Annotated in this window: 21 protein-coding genes and 2 pseudogenes; 17 read left to right on the forward strand and 6 right to left on the reverse strand. The window is 65.9% G+C overall.

What is annotated here, in order from left to right:
• Positions 1-426 precede the first annotated feature (426 nt).
• Together RM423_RS21545 and RM423_RS21550 are read right to left on the reverse strand one after the other, a co-directional pair.
• Positions 427-1,503 carry a lactonase family protein gene (locus RM423_RS21545; protein ID WP_311425108.1) on the reverse strand — a complete coding sequence of 359 codons (1,077 nt, stop codon included), beginning with the start codon at positions 1,501-1,503 and terminating at the stop codon, positions 427-429.
• 118 nt (positions 1,504-1,621) lie between these two features.
• Positions 1,622-2,113 carry a redoxin domain-containing protein gene (locus RM423_RS21550; protein ID WP_311425109.1) on the reverse strand — a complete coding sequence of 164 codons (492 nt, stop codon included), beginning with the start codon at positions 2,111-2,113 and terminating at the stop codon, positions 1,622-1,624.
• Between the two features lie 94 nt (positions 2,114-2,207).
• On the opposite strand from RM423_RS21550, the gene RM423_RS21555 reads away from it, so the two are divergent.
• The 3 genes from RM423_RS21555 to RM423_RS21565 are packed head-to-tail and all read left to right on the forward strand — an operon-like array spanning position 2,208 to position 3,972.
• Positions 2,208-2,903, forward strand: coding sequence for an RNA polymerase sigma factor (locus tag RM423_RS21555; protein ID WP_311425110.1), 696 nt, complete (start codon positions 2,208-2,210; stop codon positions 2,901-2,903).
• Positions 2,900-3,151 (forward strand): hypothetical protein, encoded by a 252-nt coding sequence (locus tag RM423_RS21560; protein ID WP_311425111.1) that lies wholly within the window; start codon positions 2,900-2,902, stop codon positions 3,149-3,151. The genes RM423_RS21555 and RM423_RS21560 overlap by 4 nt, the downstream gene beginning before the upstream one ends.
• 44 nt (positions 3,152-3,195) lie before the next feature.
• A complete protein-coding gene (locus RM423_RS21565) occupies positions 3,196-3,972 on the forward strand; it encodes a DUF427 domain-containing protein (protein WP_396327824.1) in 777 nt (258 codons plus the stop codon).
• 179 nt (positions 3,973-4,151) lie between these two features.
• Here the strand turns inward: RM423_RS21565 and RM423_RS21570 are convergent.
• A pseudogene (locus RM423_RS21570) lies at positions 4,152-4,852 on the reverse strand (transposase); the annotation flags it as partial.
• A 315-nt stretch (positions 4,853-5,167) separates the two neighbouring features.
• Positions 5,168-5,482, reverse strand: a complete 315-nt coding sequence (locus RM423_RS21575; RefSeq protein WP_311425113.1) for a group II intron maturase-specific domain-containing protein — start codon at positions 5,480-5,482, stop codon at positions 5,168-5,170.
• A 303-nt stretch (positions 5,483-5,785) separates the two neighbouring features.
• Here RM423_RS21575 and RM423_RS21580 point away from each other — a divergent pair, with 303 nt between their 5' ends.
• Positions 5,786-6,217, forward strand: a complete 432-nt coding sequence (locus RM423_RS21580; RefSeq protein WP_311425114.1) for a VOC family protein — start codon at positions 5,786-5,788, stop codon at positions 6,215-6,217.
• Positions 6,218-6,530: 313 nt separating this feature from the next.
• On the opposite strand, the gene RM423_RS21585 is transcribed toward RM423_RS21580, so the two are convergent.
• Both RM423_RS21585 and RM423_RS21590 read right to left on the reverse strand, forming a co-directional pair.
• Positions 6,531-7,556 carry an alpha/beta hydrolase gene (locus RM423_RS21585; protein WP_311425115.1) on the reverse strand — a complete coding sequence of 342 codons (1,026 nt, stop codon included), beginning with the start codon at positions 7,554-7,556 and terminating at the stop codon, positions 6,531-6,533.
• Positions 7,557-7,654: 98 nt separating this feature from the next.
• Complete coding sequence (locus RM423_RS21590) at positions 7,655-8,875, reverse strand: MFS transporter (RefSeq protein WP_311425116.1); 1,221 nt, start codon at positions 8,873-8,875, stop codon at positions 7,655-7,657.
• 20 nt (positions 8,876-8,895) lie between these two features.
• On the opposite strand from RM423_RS21590, the gene RM423_RS21595 reads away from it, so the two are divergent.
• The 13 genes and pseudogenes from RM423_RS21595 to RM423_RS21645 all read left to right on the forward strand — a co-directional run bounded on the left by RM423_RS21595 (position 8,896) and on the right by RM423_RS21645 (position 19,654).
• Positions 8,896-9,528 (forward strand): TetR/AcrR family transcriptional regulator, encoded by a 633-nt coding sequence (locus tag RM423_RS21595; RefSeq protein ID WP_311425117.1) that lies wholly within the window; start codon positions 8,896-8,898, stop codon positions 9,526-9,528.
• Positions 9,529-9,543: 15 nt separating this feature from the next.
• Positions 9,544-9,834: pseudogene (locus tag RM423_RS26300) on the forward strand (IS30 family transposase); the annotation flags it as partial.
• Between the two features lie 609 nt (positions 9,835-10,443).
• Positions 10,444-11,094: a tyrosine-type recombinase/integrase gene (locus tag RM423_RS21600; RefSeq protein ID WP_311425118.1), complete on the forward strand. Its 651-nt coding sequence runs from the start codon at positions 10,444-10,446 to the stop codon at positions 11,092-11,094.
• A 207-nt stretch (positions 11,095-11,301) separates the two neighbouring features.
• Positions 11,302-12,438 carry a tyrosine-type recombinase/integrase gene (locus RM423_RS21605; protein ID WP_311425119.1) on the forward strand — a complete coding sequence of 379 codons (1,137 nt, stop codon included), beginning with the start codon at positions 11,302-11,304 and terminating at the stop codon, positions 12,436-12,438.
• A 329-nt stretch (positions 12,439-12,767) separates the two neighbouring features.
• Positions 12,768-12,983 (forward strand): excisionase family DNA-binding protein, encoded by a 216-nt coding sequence (locus tag RM423_RS25980; RefSeq protein WP_396327823.1) that lies wholly within the window; start codon positions 12,768-12,770, stop codon positions 12,981-12,983.
• A gap of 226 nt (positions 12,984-13,209) precedes the next feature.
• Positions 13,210-13,992 (forward strand): hypothetical protein, encoded by a 783-nt coding sequence (locus RM423_RS21610; RefSeq protein WP_311425120.1) that lies wholly within the window; start codon positions 13,210-13,212, stop codon positions 13,990-13,992.
• Between the two features lie 519 nt (positions 13,993-14,511).
• The gene (locus tag RM423_RS21615; protein WP_311425121.1) at positions 14,512-15,948 is read left to right on the forward strand and encodes a DNA primase family protein; all 1,437 of its coding nucleotides are present in this window, start codon (positions 14,512-14,514) and stop codon (positions 15,946-15,948) included.
• A gap of 101 nt (positions 15,949-16,049) precedes the next feature.
• Positions 16,050-16,805, forward strand: a complete 756-nt coding sequence (locus RM423_RS21620; RefSeq protein ID WP_311425122.1) for a hypothetical protein — start codon at positions 16,050-16,052, stop codon at positions 16,803-16,805.
• Between the two features lie 444 nt (positions 16,806-17,249).
• Positions 17,250-17,633 (forward strand): helix-turn-helix domain-containing protein, encoded by a 384-nt coding sequence (locus RM423_RS21625; protein ID WP_311425123.1) that lies wholly within the window; start codon positions 17,250-17,252, stop codon positions 17,631-17,633.
• 20 nt (positions 17,634-17,653) lie between these two features.
• Entirely contained in the window at positions 17,654-18,277 is a 624-nt protein-coding gene (locus tag RM423_RS21630) for a hypothetical protein (protein ID WP_311425124.1), read from the forward strand.
• A 183-nt stretch (positions 18,278-18,460) separates the two neighbouring features.
• Complete coding sequence (locus RM423_RS21635) at positions 18,461-18,868, forward strand: hypothetical protein (protein WP_311425125.1); 408 nt, start codon at positions 18,461-18,463, stop codon at positions 18,866-18,868.
• A 4-nt stretch (positions 18,869-18,872) separates the two neighbouring features.
• Positions 18,873-19,154, forward strand: a complete 282-nt coding sequence (locus RM423_RS21640; protein ID WP_311425126.1) for a hypothetical protein — start codon at positions 18,873-18,875, stop codon at positions 19,152-19,154.
• 92 nt (positions 19,155-19,246) lie between these two features.
• The gene (locus tag RM423_RS21645) at positions 19,247-19,654 is read left to right on the forward strand and encodes a hypothetical protein (RefSeq protein WP_311425127.1); all 408 of its coding nucleotides are present in this window, start codon (positions 19,247-19,249) and stop codon (positions 19,652-19,654) included.
• The last annotated feature ends 107 nt before the right edge of the window (positions 19,655-19,761 follow it).

Genomic DNA, 19,761 nt, shown 5'->3' on the forward strand with positions numbered 1-19,761 from the left:
GACCTCATCGCCGCAATCGAGACTTACATCGACGCCTGGAACGAACGCTGCCAGCCGTTCACCTGGACCAAGACCGCCGACGAAATCCTCACCAAAGCAACCGGCGGTCAAAGATCATCGTTCACGCTACACTAGGAACCACATTCCAGCGCCCACGCTTGCGAAGTTCGATGTATTGCCGACGATGAACCAGGCTAGGACGATTCGACCTATCCAAGCAGGCCAACACCGGGTGGTTGAAGGTGCGGACTGTGCCGGCACGGCACGCACGGACTGTGTTATTCGGCCCTGGACGCCCCGAAGCCGGACTCGGCCCCTCTGGGCTTCGGCCTTCCAGGAAGCGCTCTTCTGCGACGAAAGCAACGCAGGTAGCGGGGCCGTTGCCGCGCTACCTGCGTTGCCTGTCGGTTATCGGGCTGTCAGTCCTCAGTAGACGACGATGCCTTCGCCGGCGACGGCGCCGGGCACGGTCACAACCCCGGTCGCGGTCAATCCGCCGTTCGGTGACACCGCGAATGCCGAGACGGTGCCGGTGGCGCCCCCCTGGACGTAGAGGGCTTGCCCGTTCGGGCTGAATGCCGCGTCGACGGTGCCCTTGTCCACGGCGGTGTCGGCCAGGATCGTCGTGTGCCCGTCGTTCGACGCCTTCAGGGCGGTGACCGTGCCGCTGCCGGCGTTGGATGCGATCAGCAGGTCGCCTGATGAGGTCACCCAGCAGGTGGCCGCCTGGCCGGTCGGCGTGACCGACAGCGGGGTCAGCGTTGAGTCGGCGCCGATCGAGTACGTCGAGACCGCATTGATGCCGGCATCGGCGACGACAAGGTGCCCGCTGGTGTCATAGGAGATGGCGAAGGGCACGGCGCCGGGCTCGGTGCGCACGGTGGGCGTCGCGGACAGGTCACCGAAGCGGCCTACGCCGAAGCTCAGGATGGCGTTGGTGTTGGCCTTGGTGGTCACGATGAATTCGGGGGTGGCGCTCGCGTCCAGGCCCAGGGTTCGGTGCCAGGCGTCGACCTTGTGCAGCTTGCCGCCGATGTTGAGGTATCCCTGAATGCTGCCGCCGTCGCGGGCGTTGAGCACGTAGACGATGTCGTCGTGGACGGTGACGCTGACCGGGAACGCGCCGCCGGAGTCGATGACCTGGCGCAGCTTCAGGTCGTCGCCGTGGACCCGCAGAACGGAGACGGTGTTGCTGCCGGCGTTGACTGCGTACAGCTCACGATGGCGGCGGTCGGCGACCAGAGCGCCCTGGGATGCGGTCTTATCCACGACGGCACCGGTGAGGGTGGCTCCGTTGCCCCCGGTGGCAGTGCTGCCGGCGGGCGTGAGGCCGCCGTCGGCGTTGCGATCGTAGGCGACGATCCGATTGCCGGCCGAGTTCTGTGTCTGAACGAAGACGGCGCCATCAGCGTGCGACGGGCTGGCTGATGCCGGTCCGGCGAAGGACAGGCAGGCGGCCGCGGACAGGCCGGCGAAACCGATAATGCTGGGCAGTGCGCGCATAACAGAACTCCTCGAACGTTGGGTTGAGCGGTGGGTGGGTGCGCAGATGCGCGAATAGGCAGGGCTGGACTTCGCCGACCGGATGTTGCCGGCTGGGTGTTGCGCCTGGACGTTGCAGCTAGGCGCTGTGCTCGGCGTGATAGCGAACGAGGCCCACGACGTCGTCAGGCATCAGCCGCCCGATCGCGCCGCTGGAGTACACGCTGACGACGATGCGACCGTCCGGGCCGAGCACGAAACCGGTCGACTGCACGTACAGCGGGTCCTCGTTGACGAACGCGCCGGTAAGCTCAGCCAGCTTGTGAGCGTCGGCGCTGTGCCCGACGGGAAACTCGAGGCGAAGCTTGTCCACGAGCGCCTGCGTCGTCTCTTGGTCGTCGACAGACACCGCGAGCACGCCGGTGTTCACGCCGGCGAGATCGGGCAGAGCTCGTTGGAACGCGCGCAGCTGGGCGTTGCAGAACGGGCACCACGAACCGCGGTAGAAGAGCACCACCCGGTAGCGGCCCTCCGACCGGTCAGCGTTCGGATCGCCGGCGTCGACGGTGGTGCCGTCGAGCAGCGTGATCGGGATGCGGGGAAACTGTTCTCCTGCGCCGAGTACAGGCATGGGTGAGTCCTTTCCGGACGTCGTTGGTTGTCGGTTAATCAGTGACGCCCCGGCCCTCGGTCTTACCTCGCGAGCTGGCCGTAATATCGCGGCCATGACCACGTCGGACAACCACCTGCTCGTCCCGGATCCCCCTGTTCACAACGCCACCGTCGCGGCTGACGAGTCGGCCGAATGGGTTCGGGCGCTGTCGGGCACCGGCCTCGTTCACGACCAGGCAGTGGCCCGGCTGCACGCGATGCTCGTGCGCGCCTGCCACCGGGAGCTGCACCGCCGGCGCGGGCAGCTCGACATCAGCGGACCCGAGTTGGAAGACCTCGCCTACCAGGCCGCCGCGGACGCGACGATGGCCGTGACAGCCAAGATCTCCACCTTTCGCGGCGAGAGCCGCTTCACCACCTGGGCCTACAAGTTCGCCATCTTCGAGGTCAGCACGAAGGTCGGGCGGCACTTCTGGCAGAAACGCACCACGCCACTGGACGCCGAGGACTGGGATCGCCTGCCCGACCGGCTCGGCATCGACCCCGCCGGACAAGTTCAGCATCAGGAGCTGCTCGCCGCCGTGCGCGCGGCCGTGGAAACCGAACTGAGCCCGAGGCAGCGCACGGTGTTCGTGGCGCTGGTCATCGAGGGCGTCCCGCTCGACGCGCTCGTGGAACGGACCGGGTCCAACCGCAACGCGCTATACAAGTCGATGTTCGACGCGCGAGGAAAGATCCGTAAGAGTCTCGTCACCAATGGGTACATCAATGACTCCGATGCACCCCAGGGAAAGGAAACCCCGTCATGACCGGATCGGCTGCACTCGACCGGCTTCTGCGCACCGATCCCCGTGACAGCGGGTGCGGGCAGGCGATGGAACTGCTCGACGTCTACGCCGACCTGCTCGCAGCCGACCGCGATGCGGCCCAGCGCTATCCCGAAGTCGCCATTCATCTGGCGGCCTGCGGACCGTGCGCGCAGGACCTGGCCGGCCTGTTGGCCGCTATCGGCGGCGACGCCCAGGAGCGGTGGAACGACTCGGAAGTGGCGACGTGAGCGGACACCAGCCCGACCCGGTACTCGACGAGAAGAGGCAAGCCATGCCCAACTACCCGGCGATGATCGCCCGGACCAACCAGATGGAGCCGGTGCCACGACGCATCCGTGCGGTCCTGAACGGGCAAACCGTGCTCGACACCGACCGCGCCGTCTACCTGTGGGAGTGGTCCAACTATCCGCAGTACTACATTCCCGTCAGCGACATAGGGCCCGACGTGCTCATCGATGAGAACCGCGAGCAGAAGCTCAGCCGCGGTACCGCCCGTCGGCACGGGCTACGGGCCGGAGACGTGAACCGGCCCGGCTCGGTCCGCGTCTACACCGAGGACTCCCTGCCCGGCATGGCCGGGCTTGCACGCATCGACTGGGATGCCATCGACGCGTGGTACGAGGAAGACGAGCGGGTCTACGTCCATCCGCGCAACCCCTACGTCCGCGTGGACGCGCTGCGCTCGACGCGGCCGGTGCGGGTAGAGCTGGACGGCGTTGCGCTGGCCGAGTCGGCATCACCGGTGCTGGTGTTCGAAACCGGCCTACCCACGCGCTACTACGTCAACCCGACCGAGGTGGACCTGATCCATCTGGTGCCCACTGCCACGGAGACCGAGTGCCCGTACAAGGGCACGACGAGCCGGTACTGGTCGGTGCGCATCGGGGACACGGTCCACGACGACCTTGCCTGGAGCTACGACTTCCCGACCCGGCAGCTCCTGCCGATCGCCGGCCTGATCGCCTTCTACAACGAGAAGGTGGACATCACCCTGGGCGGCCACCCGCTCGACCGGCCGGTGACCCACTTCTTCCCCGGTAGCCACTGAGCGAACTCCGCGCGGCTCAACGACGACGCGAAAGGCTGCGCGCCTTTTTTCTTGGCCGCCGTCTGCTGCACTGCGCCGGCGGTCGACGCCCTGACGCATTGCTCGACAGAAGAACCACCATGGCCGACGCGGCGCGCGCAACCGCGGCGGCGCCGGCTCCGTCACGAAGAAGCTGCGCGTACCCGCTGCGACGTCAGCCACTCGATGAAGGCGTGGGTGCAGCCGGCGCCGTCGGTGCGCACCAGCACGGTCTTGCCGGGTCTGCGGCCGGGCCGGTGCCCGGGCAGTTGCGCGAACGCCGCCCGCGCCACCGCGATGTGGTCGGCGGCGGTGTTCGATCCGGCGTTGCCTTTGCGCAGCAGGAACGACAATGGTTCACCAGTCCGGGCCGTGGTCGAGGAAGCTGAGCAGTGGGTGGAAGGAAGCCCCTCTTAAACGTCGGGGCGGCCTGCTCCTTGTCCGAGTGCGAGGTCAGCAGCGTCGCGTCCAGGTCCACCACGACCGGATCATCAACGCCTGCCGCATGATCCGGCGCGTGCTCACCCGCGAGCGACCACACCCTGGCCCGCACCTGCGCCCGGGCGGTGTCGATCGCAGCGAGGGCCTTGCTCGCGTCGCCGGCGAGGGTGTCCACCAGCCGCGACACCCTCGGATCCGACGCGACCGCCCCGAACACACCCGGCTGATCCCGCAGCACCGCGACGTCGGCCAGGCAGTCACCGCCAACGGCCAGCGAGAGCGCCAGGTCGATGATGACCTTGCCGGGGTTGTGCACAGCGTTCGGCTTGCGCCACGGCACCAACGCCTCTGACAGCGCCCGGTCCAGCCCAACGATCCGGACGGTCTCGACCAGCCCGACCGCCCCACCCTGCGACACCATCGCGGTCCCGGCCGTGTCGGTCCGCACACGCGGATACAGCCCGTTACTCTTCACCCTGAAGGTGCTCCTCGCTTGACGTGATCATGGCCTCGACAACCCTGATCCTGCTGGGCTTGGAGCACTTTTCACCTCACCGGCACGCCACCACGGTGGAGGGTCGGGAGCTGGCGCGGTGGCGTTGCCTGGCGGTAGGTCACGAAGCCGCGGTGGCCGGGCGGTTTCCCGTCTGGTCGTTCTTCTTCGTGTCCGTGGTCAGCTCGCTCCATTTCCAGCTCCCGCCCGTCGAACCGTGCGTGCGGTTCTCCCGCACACGGCTCACCGACGTCGTTCACCGCCGGCATTCGGCGTTGCCCGCCAGGCCCGGAAGGGTCTGGGTGCGGCGGTGGTTGCGTCAAGGCTGATCAGGCCGAAGTGGTTCGGTGATGGGAAGAACACCACTGAACGCGCCCAGGCGCGGCTGCGTTTGTGACGCTTGGAGATGACGAGCGTCAGGCGCCTCCGCGCGCAGCCGATGATCTTGTCGAAGTGCTGTGCTGAGTTACCGAACCGGAAATACGCCGACCAGCCGCGCAGGAACCGGTTCATCTCGGCCACGATTACTTCGACCGGGCGCAGCAGCCGGGTAGACACCGTCGGACGAACCAAGGAACGGAGCAGACGGGCGCGTCGGCATGAGCAGCCGGTCCGTCACCCATAGGGAGCTGACGCCCGCCCTCTCGGCGAGTTGTGCGATGTCGACGATGTTCTTCGGGGTGGCGACGGGTCCGAGGTTCGGTACGAAGAAGCCGATGCGCATGACGTTCTGGTCCTGACGGTGAGGCAGCGTGGGCCGAGGGTCAACGCTGACAGGAAATCGGGTAAGGCCGGTCCGTCACGTTCCGGATCACGGAACATGGCTTCGCGGTGTCGCAGGCGCCGTGAGACAGTGCTGTCATGTCTCTTCCCGTGCATCACGTTGGGCTGACGGTCAGCGACTTGGAACGAACGGCGCAGTTCTACGAGCTGTTCGGCGGCAAGGAAATTAGCGCCGACCACTTCTGCGGGCCGCAGTTTGACCGCGGGCTGGGCGTCGACGGAGCCGACTTCGACACCAAGATGATCCAGGTCGGAGCGCTGCTCATCGAGCTGCTGAGCTACCACGAGCCCACGCGGAAGCCGTACACGTCACGCAACTGCGATATCGGCGCTCCACACGTGGCCTTCCAGGTCGACGATATCTTCGCGGCATACGAACGAGTTACCGCGACGGGTGTCGAGTCCTACTCACCGCCACAGATGGTCACCGAGGGCGCGTTCGCCGATGGCTATTTTGTTTATCTCAAGGATCCGGACGGGATGTCAGTGGAGCTGATCCAGACACCCTGACCACCTCGGAACGCCGCGCCGATTCGCTGCGTCGGAGATGCCGGCGCTGCTTCGGTGGCCGCAGGCGTATTTGGCGTTGCGCCGAACCGCGCTGCCCACAGCTGATCCCGGCGAGGCTCGCAACCTGCCGCGCCGTGGCGACAACGACCTCATGGGCGCATTGGCCGGGCGATCGACGCGCCGGCCCACGACGACACGACGGTCCGGGCGCTGGCTCGGAATCGCGCCTCGGCGAGGTTGATGCCCGACCAGACGACCCAGTCACCCTGAGCGGCTCAGCTGCTCCGTCTTCGAACAAGACCTGGCGAGAACGTCAGTTACCTGATGCCGCATCAAGATTCTTGCTCTGGAGCCAAGTGCGGATGGTCTGGACGAGTTCTGCTTTGCGCTCCAGCGGCAGCCAATGTCCGGCAGACACATACGCCTCAGTGAGGTCCGCGCAGGCCGCGCGCATCGGGTCGCCTTGGCGATTTCCGATGATGGTGCAGATCGCGTCCCACTCACCGTTGAAGAACAGCACCGGTTGCGACAGACGGCCGCCATCGGGCGCTTCGCGTGCATAGGCGATGTTGGAGTCATCGTTCGTGTACCACGCGGAGGAAGCGCCAAAGCCATGAGCCTTGAACGCCTGTACCAGCACGTCGAAGTCTGCCAGCGGCCAGAGACTCGGGTCAGCTGGGGTCGGCGTGGCGCGGTGCGCCGCGCCGAAGCGGCCGCCGTTGCGCGTGACCGTCGCTGACGGCGAAACCGTGCCGACGGGGGCGGGGCTGCCAGGTTGGTAGACGGAGGTGAGCGTTGCTGCGTGGTCTGCGTCGAGATCGGCGACCGCCGCGTCGAAATGCGTCGCGTAGTAGCGGTAGTAGTCCCATTGACCATCCGGATACTGGTCAGCCGGGTAAATCGTCCGGTCGACCAGCGGCACGAGCGTGGCCAGGCTGTTCGAGTCGGGAAAATACGCCCACGAGGTCAACACGACGCCACGGCAGCGCTTGGGTTCATGCGCGGCCAACGCACCGACCACGATGCTGCCCCAGTCGTGGCCGACCCAGATCGCCGCCTCGCCGCCCAGGTGGTCATGGAGCTCCGCCATGTCCGCCACGACCTCCTCGATGGTGTAGGCGTCCTTGGCTGCGGGGGCGGAAGAGCCGCCGAAGCCGCGCAGGTCGGGAGCGATGCAGTGCCAACCGTCGGCGGCGAACGCGTCCATCTGGGCGCGCCAAAACAAACTGATGGCCGGCCAGCCGTGGAGGAAGAACATCAACGGTCCGTCGGGCCGCCCGCACTCGATGTAGTGGGTTGTCTGACGAGGCGTGCTGAACGTGCGCGAAACCAATGTCATGGTCTTATGCTCCAGTGGAATTCAGATGCTATTGAACATGAGAAACGCTCACTGAGGTCTGGGCGGCCTTGCTCGAGCGCCATCGACGGTGCTTGACATCAACTCGTCGCCGCGCCTGGCTGAAGCTCTTTCTCGCCAACCCGCCGGTGCGTTTGTACGTGCCCAGCGATCATCGCGATCACAACCAGCGCGACCTCCAACACCCCGTACGTGACGGCTGTCGGCTTGAGCCCGAACTGTTCAGCGGCAAGCCCGGCCGCGAGCGCCGGCACACTGAATGCGAGGTAACTGATGATGTACATCGTCGCGAACACTTCCCCTCGCTGGGCGGCTGGCGCCGCCTCGCCGAGCGCATTGACGGCGAAGCGGAACACCTCGCCGAAGCCGAGCCCCGCGACCACCGAACCGATCACGTAGAGCGGCAACGCACTCATCAGCATCGCCGCGATCGTGACCAGGACTCCGACGGCGAGAGTTGCATAGCCGAACCACTCGCGAAGTTGCGGCGGTAAGACTGTCGAGACGATGGTGCCTGATACCCCCGAGACGAAGAGCACTCCGAGCACGATGCCCACGACGAAATGGCTGTGCACATCGAGGACGGTGGTGAGTACCGACGACCCGAGCGACAGATACAGTCCGGCGAGCGCCCACGTCGCGCCGATCGACGGAACCAACGCGAAGAAGACCGGCCGCGTGGCCGGCGGAAGCCCGGCGCTCGGCAGCAGCGACCGCCAGATCGATTCCCGCGATGTCGACTCGGGGCGAGCGCGTTCGGGGATCAACCAGACGAGCGCGGCAAGCACGAGATAGACGACGGCGAGGATCCAGAACACGAGCTGGCGAGGAAGGGGCGCGAACTGCACCAGGGCGCCGGCGAGGACCGCCCCGATCGCGATTCCCAGTGAGGGGACCGCGCTGCTGACGATCGAGCCGACCCGCGGGTTCGGCGCCGAATCCATGATCATGGCCGTGATGGTGCCGGTGGCAGCGCCGACGGCGAACCCCTGCACGATTCGCGCAGCCATCAGGCCGCCGGTACCTTCAGCAAGCGTGAAGAGCAGCATCCCGAGCGCGAGAAGCACCAAGGCTCCGGAGGCGACCGGTCGACGTCCTACCCGGTCGGAGAGTGAGCCGACGGTCAGCAGGGCGGCGAGCAACGCGAAGACGTAGACGGCGAAGATGACCGTCAGCGTGAACGCGGAGAAGCCCCAGAGGCGCTGGTAGACGGGATAGAGGGGCGACGGCGCTGAGGCGGCCGTCAGCGTTGCGGCGCCGGCGCCCCCGGCAACGACGAATGAGACTGGACGATTGAACACGAGACCTCCGTCGAAACGCAATGATCCTTGCTTTAATCACCATAGGGCAGAATCGTGTTAAAGCAAACATCTTTGCGTATGATCGTGACGTGTCTAACCGACAAGCCGCGAGTCGCCCCGAAGGACGGAGCAGTCGGGTGCTGACCGCGATTTATACGTCGGTCGGCGAGCTCGTAGGCGAGGGTGCCGACAAGATCACCTTTCCCGTCATTGCCGAGCGGGCCGGGGTCAACCCGACGACGCTGTACCGACGCTGGGACGACGTCAATGCGCTCCTCGAGGAAGTCGCGGTCGCTGCCCTGACGCGAGACGGTGAGTCGGTACCCAACACAGGATCGCTCGAGCAAGACTTGACGGAGTGGGCGAAAATCATCGCCCGCGACATCACCCGTCCCAAGCGGGCCCGATATTTGCGCGCGATGGTGTCGGCACGCGTCGAGATCGTTTCGAGCTGCCCGGTCACGGAGACGCGGCGCGAGCAGGCGTCGAAGATGGTACGCCGTGCCCGCGAACGCGGAGAGACGACACCAACAGTCCCGCAGATCCTCGACCACATCATCGCGCCGCTGTATCACCACGTCGTATTCGCACTACAAGTCGATCACGAGTACGCACGACGGCTGGTCCGCGATGTGCTGGCCATGGTCCGCTGAGCCGGTATTGGGAGATCGCGCAACAGGAAACCGGATGGCCGCTATCAGCCGTGGTTCGCGAACAACCAGGCCCATCTACGGCGTCGGCGCCCGAAGCCGCGGCGGTTGGCGGTCGATGATCCATTGCGGGCGGTGGTCGCGGACAAGATCGCGCGGCGCTGGTCACCGCGTCAGATCAGCCGCTGGCTCCGGCGGCGTTGGCCTCGACGCCGATCGTGGCATCTGAGCGTCGAAACGATCTATGAGAGTGTCTACCGCGGTCTGGTGCTGCCCGTGGATCGGCAGATGCTGCGCACTGGACGCACCTAGCCATGAGGAAGGCGACGATCGCGACGAGTTGCACGGCGATGGCGCCCCAGACGACGGGTTTGCGCCCAACGAAGTCGGAGATCCGTCCGAATGTCAGCAGGGATACCAGAAGTGCCAGCGCGTAGACCCCAAATGCGACGGAGTATCTGCTGCGTTGATCCCCGAGTTGTGCCTGTAGGTGGCTTACAGGGGGTCGGCGCGCGGACATAGCCATCGCCAGGAAACTGGCGGCGATGGAGCCGAATACGACTAGCTCCCAGGTACGACTAGACGGTTCCTTTCGACACGGGCATCCGGTAAGCATGTCGGAGATACAGGTTGGTCTCAACCCTTCGGGGTAAACGTTCTCGTCCTCACACCAGCGACGGTGGCCGCTGCATCCCACTCTCCGCGATCGAGCATGAGGACGTCCAAGCGTGGATAGCAGAGCTGGTAGCGAAGGGACTATCTGGCGCACACGTTCGAAAGATCGTCGGTGTTTTCAGCGGCGTCCTTGACCTCTCAGTACGCGGCAAACGTCTGCCTGCGAACCCCGCGACCGGAGTCGAGAGACCGCGCGCCACGCCGAAGCGCAAGCACTACCTCACCGCCGCGCAGGTAGAGGTCATGGCAGACGCCGCCACGATGCTGGAGCCCGGACGCCCCAAACTAGCTTCCAATGCCTCGTTCGCGCAGTACCGCCTGGTGATCTTTGTCCTGGCGTACTGCGGATTGCGGTGGTCAGAGATCGCCGCGCTCCACGTCGGCGCCGGTGGCCTGGACAAACGCCGGCTTACGGTTGGGGCCGCAGTGGTCGAGGTAGGTCATGAGGTGCGGTGGATGTCGATCCCGCGTTTCCTCGTTGATGATCTCCACGCGCACATCGGCGAACGTACAACAGACGACCTGCTCTTCACCGCACCCGAAGGTGGCGTGATGCGCAACAGAAACGCACGCCGCGCCTGGTTCAACCGCGCTGCGACCGCCGCCGGCGAGACTGGCCTGACGCCTCACGAGCTTCGGCGCACTGCTGCAAGTCTGGCCGTCTCAGCCGGAGCAAACGTCAAGGCGGTCCAGAGGATGCTCGGTCATGCGTCCGCGGCGATGACGCTTGACCTCTACGCCGACCTGTTCGACGACGACCTGGAAGCCGTCGCCGACCGCCTTGACGTATTGCGCGAGTCCGCTCGTGTTGCACGTTTGTTGCACGCGCCGCCCGAGAGCGAATCTGAGTCTGGTCCTGGAACGACTATAGGCCCCGGAAACCGGGGCCTATAGGTGGTGGGCGATACTGGGATTGAACCAGTGGCGCCCATCGGTAAGCGCCACTGTTGAAACGCCCCGTGAGTACGGGGATCTAGCCTGTATCTACGGCCGATTCTCCGCCGTTGCCAGAACAGTAGCGCGTGACTCTAGTGGACACAAGTGGGCACGCGTACACTCTGTGCAGGGCACGTAGCGGGCACGGCCGACGAAGGGCGATCAATGGCAAAGCGTGGCGGCAAGCCGTTCGGTTCACTCAGGCAACTGCCCTCCAAGCGCTGGCAAGCCCGCTACTTCGGCCCGGACGGGGTCAGGTACAGCGCCCCGCTGACCTTCGACACCAAGGGCGACGCCGAGACCTGGTTGTCCACCATCCGCGCCGACATCTCGCGAGGCGTCTGGAAGCCGGCCGGACGCACCACCGGCGCTCCGATGATCTTCGGTGAGTACGCGGACACCTGGTTGACTGAGCGCGACCTGCGGCCTCGCACGCATGAGCACTACAAGCTCCTTGTCGATCGCCAGATCCGGCCCACGTTCGGAGCAGTCGCCGTCAAGGACATCACGCCCGAGTCGGTCCGCCGCTGGCACTCCACCACCGCCGCGGCCACCCCCACGCTCAGGGCGCACGCCTACGCCCTGCTGCGCACCATCATGAACACTGCGGTCACCGACGACATCATCCCCGCCAACCCCTGCCGCATCCGGGGCGCTGGCCAAGCCAAGCGGGCTCGTAAGATCAAGCCAGCAACCCTCGATGAACTGACCGTCCTTGTCGCCGCGATGCCCGAGCGCTACCGGCTGATGACCTTGCTCGCCGCGTGGACACAGCTACGGTTCGGTGAGCTGACCGAGCTTCGACGGGGCGATATCGACGTGAAGAAGTCCACCATTCACGTCCGGCGCGGTGTCGTGCGAGTCGATGGCGAGGCGATCGTCGGGCGCCCGAAGTCAGAGGCCGGCATTCGCGACGTCGCCGTCCCCCCGCACCTGATGCCGATGGTCAAGGCGCACCTGAGCGAGCAGATCACCGGGGGGCGCGATGGCCTGCTGTTCACCTCGAGCACCGGGGCGCAGATCTCCCCCTCAACCCTCTATCGCTCGTTCTACCCCGCGCGAGCGAAGGCCGGCCGGCCAGACCTGCGCTGGCACGACCTCAGGCACACCGGCGCGGTACTCGCGGCATCCACCGGCGCCACGCTCGCCGAGCTGATGAGCCGCTTGGGGCACTCAACCCCTGGCGCCGCTCTCCGCTACCAGCACGCTGCGGAAGGCCGTGATGTCGCGATCGCACGGGCGTTGTCCGTTCTCGCCGCCGACGCGGACCTTGTGACACGCCCAGACGCACTGGAGGTTTGACGGACTTGGAAGGACCGTGTATGACTTAATCAGCTGCTTCGTTCGAAAGAATTTGGTAGCTAGAACATCGAGCGCTCAGCAACTCCGACGTTCGGGAAGCGCGTAGCCCATAAAGAGGACCTGCCCACGCGGCCGGCTACGTGGTCCGAAATACGAGATCCTCATCGAGAGATGGGGCCGCCAAGGAGGCCGTGTACCGAAGCTCGCAAGAGCTGAGGAGCGGAGTGGTTAGCGGGCTGAGAACTGGCGTTGTACCACTCCTCGCCGGGTTCGACTGACAGCAGATCTGTCGGTCGCGCTCGGCGTTTGTGCTTTGAGGAGTGAGCACTATGCCAAAAACCGACCTTTCCCGGAGCACTCAGCGGCGGCTCGCGTCGATCAATCACGCCGCCGAGTACGTCGGATGCACTACGCGGACGATCCGCAGACGGATCGCTTCTGGCGAGTTAACCGGTTACCGGTTCGGCCCGCGACTCATCCGGGTCGATCTGAACGAACTCGATGCAGCATTGCGGCCGATTCCCACCGCCGGACGTGTCGCGTGAGCGCGGAACAGCGCGACCGGCTTGCCCTGCTGTTGCGCGGCGATGCGGCGTGAATGAGAGAAGCCGCCCGAAGGCGGCTCCCGACGTCGTCCCCACGACTAGCACCAAGTCTACGACCACGACCGACAGGACGTTGGTTACGGGGGCTCCGGCGGTTTATCGCCCTAGCACCGTAAAGCGATCCCGGCGGACGAATCAACAGCTCTCAGCCGTCGACGACGCGATCATGGCCGCCCTGACCGAGGAACACCCCGCGACACTCCGAGGAACGTACTACAGGGTGGTGTCGGCCGGGGCCGTCGAGAAGACGGAGGCCGGTTACCGGCTCGTTGGCCGGCAGGTGCTTAAACTGCGCCGGTCCGGTGTCCTGCCCTACTCCTGGATCACCGACGGCACGCGGTGGATCGTGAAGCCGACGACGTGGTCGGACCTGGACATGATGCTGGCGGACTCGGCCGCGTCCTACCGCCGGATGCTGTGGCGGTCGCAGGCGGTCGAGGTGCACCTGTTCACCGAGAAGGACGCCATCTCCGGGGTGATCGACGGGGTCACATCAAGGTGGGACGTGCCGCTCGGTGTGCTGCGGGGGTACAGCTCCGAGAGCTTCTGCTGGTCGGTCGCTGAGACCCTGGCGTTGACCGAGAAGCCAGTGCACATTTACCAGCTCGGTGATCATGATCCCTCCGGCATCGACGCCTGGCGCGACTTCTGCGACAAGGTCGCCAGGTTCGCCCCGACCGCGGATGTCACGTTCTCCAGGATCGCGGTGCTTCCGGAGCAGATCGAGGCGTGGAACCTGCCGACCAGGCCCACGAAGCGAACCGACACTCGGGCAGCCGGATTCACGGGCGGCTCCGTCGAGGTCGATGCGATCCCACCGTCGCAGCTTCGCCGACTTGTCGAGGACGCGATCGTCCAGCACATCGATCCGCACCAGCTCGGGATAACCAGGATGGTGGAGGATGCCGAGCGGAGCCTGCTCCAGGCGATGATCGGTGATCGAGCGTGACGTCGCCGAACATGGTGGAGAACACCGTCGATCCACACGTTGACTACCCAGCAATCCTGCCCCGCCGTCCATGGCCCGTCTCTGAGTTTCAGCGCAGGCGTCGGCCTCGCCTGGAATACATCGCAGCGTGCCGTCGCGACGTCGACACTGGCACCCGGACAACACCATCGCCAGGCAGCACCTACGACTTGTCCCAGGACGAACTCCGGAACCATGCCAACGAGCTGCACCGGCTCGGCTGGTCCGTGGACGAGATCCAATGCATTCTCGCTGTCCAGCGGGCTGCGAAGTGAACGGGCAGAAGCGGGCCGTAACCGTAGAGCTCACGGCCCGCTCGGCGTACTTCGCGGGTGCCGCACGACACCACCTCCTGCAGGCGGTGCAGAGCGCAGGCTCGCCGCACCAGTGGAGTCACCAGCGGGGCGCCGTTGGTGTGCCGCTGCAGTTCGCGGCTGAGGTCGAGGCTCACCTTGTCGCTGCCGGATTCTCTGTTTGGGCTCCGCTGCCGGGGGTGGGCGCGTGATCGCGTACGGGCGGGACTATGCGGACCCGCTCGCCGAGGAGGACGGCGGTAGTTCAGCCAACCCAGGCGAGCGACACCGAGGACAGTTGCGGTTGGCGTACGCGCTGACCGGCCTGTTCGCCGAGCGGCTGATGTTCGTGCACGGTGTCGGCTGGCTGGCCTGGGACGGCGCCAGGTGGGCCGAGGACACCCGCGGCGAGGCAAAGCGGGCGGTGGCCGAGACACTGCGAGCCGCGCTCGACCGAGCGGTCAAGATGCCGGCCCGCGACGACCGGGACGCGCTGATTGCCGATGTCCGCAAGTGCGAAACGGCCAACGGCGTGGCCGGGGTGCTTGAGCTGGCAGCCGCGCTGGAGCCGTTCGCGTTCACGGTGACAGATCTCGATTCGGACCCGTTGCTACTCAACTGCCGCAACGGGATTCTGGACTTGCGGACGTTCGAGCTGTCGCCGCATGACCCGCTCGCCCGGTGCACCAAAGTCACCCGCGCCGCCTACCGACCCGAGGCGACCAGTACGCTGTGGCTGCCGTTCCTTGATCGGGTGCTGCCCGATCCGGCCGTGCGCGACTACCTACAGCGCTTCGCCGGTCTCTCGCTGCTGGGCAAGGTGATCGAGCACATCTTCACCATCGCCACCGGCACCGGCGCCAACGGGAAGGGCACCGCCTACAACGCGCTGCTGTATGCGCTCGGCGACTACGGCCACGCCGCAGAGAGCGACCTCTTCATGCAGGCCAAGGCCAACCCGAACTCAGCCAGCCCGGCACTAATGGGCTTGCGGGGTAAGCGCCTGATCGTTGTGTCTGAAACGGAACGGGATCAGAAACTCGCGGTCGCGCTGATGAAGAATCTGACTGGAGGCGATCCGGTCACCGCCCGCCCGTTGTATGGCAAGCCGGTCACCTTCGCCCCGTCGCACACGTCGCTGATGGTGACGAACTATCTGCCGAAGGTCGCGGGCGATGACCCTGCAGTCTGGCGTCGCGTCCGGGTGATCCCGTTCGATGTCGTGATCCCGCCAGCCGAACGGAATGGCTTGCTCGGCGAGCAACTGGAGCTGGACGCGGACGCGGTGCTCGGCTGGGCACTCGCGGGGCTCCGTCAGTATCAAGCTAACGGCCTAGCAGAGCCCGACGGTGTACTTGCCGCGACCGATGAATACCAGCACTCCAGCGACGCCGTGGCGCGGTTCCTCGCCGAGTCCTGCTACCTGAGTCCCCACGCCTCCGCGGTTACCGGCGAGTTGTTCGAACGGTGGTGTCGATGGGCGATCGAGGACGGCGCCGAGTCGATGAGCGCCAAGAAGTTCGGCATGGCGCTCGACGCGCACGGCTACGCAACGAAGGGCGGGACAGGCCGGGATGCCCGCCAGCGTAAGGGGATTGGTCTTCTCGCCGAGGACCGCGACGACAGTGACGAGGCGCCCCGGTGAGCGACTCGGTAACGCATGTAACGCATTTGGCTATGACTTTCCACGCGCACACACATGGAGAAGTTAGGGGTAGATGCGTTACATGCGTTACCTCAACCCCCGTGCGGCCGATCAGCTGGTTCGGGCGCCGCCTCGCGGACCTGGAGCGGAAGGTCCGCGAACTCGCCGCCGCCCCGACGCTGCAGAACGCGTCGATTTCGCAAGGCGGGATCGCAGTCAAGAACGGTGGGGCCATAACCGTCGTTGACGCCGACGGGCACACCGTGGCGCTCATCGGTGCTCTGCCAGCCGCCTACAACCGCGCGGACGGCAGCTCGCAACCCGGTGTGGCTTTCTACCGCGAGGACGGGTCGGTCGCCGCGTTCCTGGGCGACCTGAGCGCCACGACACCGCCGTACAAGCAGGCTTGGCAGACGTTCGACCGCGCGGGAAACGTCCTGTCTGCGGATGACACGAACAGCGGCACCGGCATCTCCTGGCCGCTGCTCAATCTGGGCGGGTTCGTCGATATCTCGTCAGGCACGGTGCAAACGACGACATCAGCAACCTACGTGGACCTACAGTGGTCGGCGTCGATCCGACAGCACCCGAGAATCGCGGCCTCGATCCTGGTCCGCGCGGACGCCGCAACCACCGGCAACGTCCAAATCGTGGACGGCGCCGGCAACGTCATCGGCACACCGATCGCCGTCGCGGCGGGCGCGTTCACTCAAGTCACGCTCGGACCGGTCGCATGGCCAACCGGAACATGGCAGTTCAATGAAGGAATCACACAGTTGCGGCTACAGGCGCAACGCCTCACCGGCACCGGCGCAGTCGGCGGCAAGGTCGTGGGCGCCTGGGGATGGCCCTCATGACCACGCCGCCTATCGACGTCGCTGTTCCGAGCGCGCCCACCGGAATGTTCGCAGCCCCCGTCTTCGGCGCAGAACTCGCGGCTCTCGCGGGGGCCGCGCCACCGTCTGACGCGGTTCCAGTTCGCGCTATCCCCGTACCCACCCCCGCCACGACATCAACTGGAGCAAGTCTGTGAACAGCAACACCGAAACCCGGAGATTCATCACTGAATGCCGTGGCGCGCGCACTCGGGCTGACACCCGTCAGCCGGTCGGAAGGGTCCGACTAATGCCGCGCCGAACTCGCCCGCGCCGCCGCTGCGCCGGCTGCCATCGGGTGCGGCGGATGGTCATGCCGCGCTGCGGGTCGTGTCTCACGCTGATCGCGGCGGCCGAGAGTTCGGTGGCCGAAGGCCGACGCCGACACCGGTCTGCCGAGGCGTTACCTCTGCGCATCGGCACCCAATGATGGCGCGCCGAGCTGAAGACTACATCTTCAACGGGGTGGTCGTCGTTCCACCGCACGTCGCGGCGAGGCTGGCGACGCTGGTCAGCTCTGAGCTTCGACAGAAGCAGCGGGACAACGACCCGGACGTGTACGCGGTGCTCGTGGCGTTGCGAATGGTCAGCCTGCAATACGGCAAGCTCAGTACCCGATCCGGTACACCGTTTGCCACTGAGGCGGAACCGACCACAGGCTTAGACCTGGGAGTCGCGGCAGCGGCGGACCTGATGCGCATATCCCGCCGGGGTGTGCGCAAGGCGTGTGAAGCTCAACGGTTGCCAGCGCGGCGGGTTGACGGCCGGTGGCTCATCTCCTCCGAGGACGCCCAGAACTACCACAGATGACGACGACAGGAGCATCACCAATGATCACAGCAGAATCGCAGGCCGCATCGGCGTTGCAGCAGAGCACGCGCGATGAAATCACCAAGATCCGAGCGAACCCGCAGACCTCTGACCTGGGCAAGCGGCAGCAGATCACCGCCGCACACCAGGACGCGGCAGCGCGGATGAAGAAATTACGCACCACCGAGCAGGCGAACCTGTTGGCGAGGCGTGCCGTCCTCGAATCCGCGCTCTACGGCTCAGCCCGGCAGCTGAGCGGTGCTGACATGATCGCCTTCCGCGACGCCGCAGACCGTGCAGCCAGTGCCCGAACCCCGGATGACGGCATGCTCATGTTGCAACGCGCGCAGGGCAACGGTGATGACCAGCTCGCCAGCGCGCTTGCCCACCGCGCCGAGGAGATGGGCTGGGCCGGCGTCTTTCAGGCATGGGAAGCCACCCAGCCCCAGATGGCCGGCACCATCAGCGAACTGGTCGACATCGACGACTACCTCCAAGGCTCCGGGCACACAGCGCAACTGCTCGCGTTCTCGCTGCCCACACCACCGGAAGCGCAAGGCATGAACCTCGCGGCAATGACAGTCGACCCCGACAACCCGACCTCAGGCACACCCGTCGCCGCATCGAACCAGCTGTTCCGCTAACTGGCGGCGACGGCCGACGGACTCAACATTGGACGCAACCTGCTGGCCAACACCCAGGACTCACCTGACACCCAGGGGCGGGACCCCTCCCCCCGGGCACCAGCCCAGACCGGGACGTACTGCTGCTCGCGGTGCACGCATTGCCCAACGCATAGGTTTTTCACCCTCGGAAGGGTCGTTTAGATGACCGCAAAGCCTCGAAAGCCTGCCAACCTCGGCGCCGCCGGCGCCAGCCTGTGGACCTCGATCACCACGACCTACGAACTCGAAGAGTCCGAAGTGCCACTGCTCACGATGGCGTGCCGCCAGGCCGATGACATCGCACGCCTGGAGAAAATCATTGCGGCCGAGGGTGTTCTGGTCGTCGGCTCGAAGGGTCAGCCGCGCTTGTCGGCGGTCGTCGCGGAAGTGCGGCAGGAGCGCCTCGCCTTGGCGCGACTGCTGGCTGCGTTGCAGCTACCTGAGGATGTCGCAGCCGGGGCTGACGGATCGGTCGTGGTTGCCATGACTCCCGCCTCACGCCGGGCACAGAAGGCATCACAGAGCCGTTGGGCACGAGAGGGCCGTGGGCGCCGTGGCGAAGCTTCGTAAACCTGTGCCAGCCGCTCCGTCTGGTCCAGCTACCCCGCCGGCCGATACCCGGATCTGCTACGTCGAGGACTGGATCAGCGCAGACGAGATCGACTCGCACACCTTCAACCCGGACTGCCCAGCGGCAGGACACGCCAGCGGTGGCTTTGCCGACTGCGGGCTTCATCTGGAGCGCCTGGCGAGGCGCCGCCATGGCGAGCACCGGGCGAAGTGGCTGAAGCAGCACGACGTGCCCGAGGCCGCCCAGTTCACCCTCTGGCCGGCTCACCGGGCGCGTTGGCGATGAGCAGGTTCCATCCGTCCGTTCGGATTTTCGGCAATATTGTGGACTAGCAATTGCATCACCCTCCGGCGATTGGCTTCTGGCATGATCGGCGCATGATGGAGCCCCTGAGAATTGTTGATGTGATTGTTGACAAGGTCGGCTCGCCGAGGGGTGACGGGACCGCCGGGTCGAGTCTTTACCTCGTGCCGATCCGCCTCTCCCGCGCAGTGACTGAGTTCGAGGCACTCCGAACCGTCGCTGTGTGGGACAAGCTCAAGCCCTTTCCCTATCGGCATCGACCTGGGACCGTGACCGTCGCTGGCGACACCGTCAGTTTTGCCGCAACCACGATCGATGAGTACCGCGAGGTGCATAAAGCAACCCTCGATAGGGTGCTCGATCAGGTGAACGGAGAGTCCGCGCATCAGCAGCGGGAACGCGAGACGGCGGCCCAAGTTGAGCAGGCCCACAGACAGCACGTCGCCGAGGTCGCTGGCTTAGCCCGGATGCACCGTCGGTGATTGTGTGATGGGTTTCTGAATTCGCATTCGGGGATTGAGGTCTGGGCACGGTCGATCAGCCGGTGTGCCCGGCTTTTCCACGTGGTCTTTCGGTCGCGCCCTGGGGC

This window comes from Jatrophihabitans lederbergiae, assembly GCF_031845305.1.
GTDB lineage: Bacteria > Actinomycetota > Actinomycetes > Mycobacteriales > Jatrophihabitantaceae > Jatrophihabitans_A > Jatrophihabitans_A lederbergiae.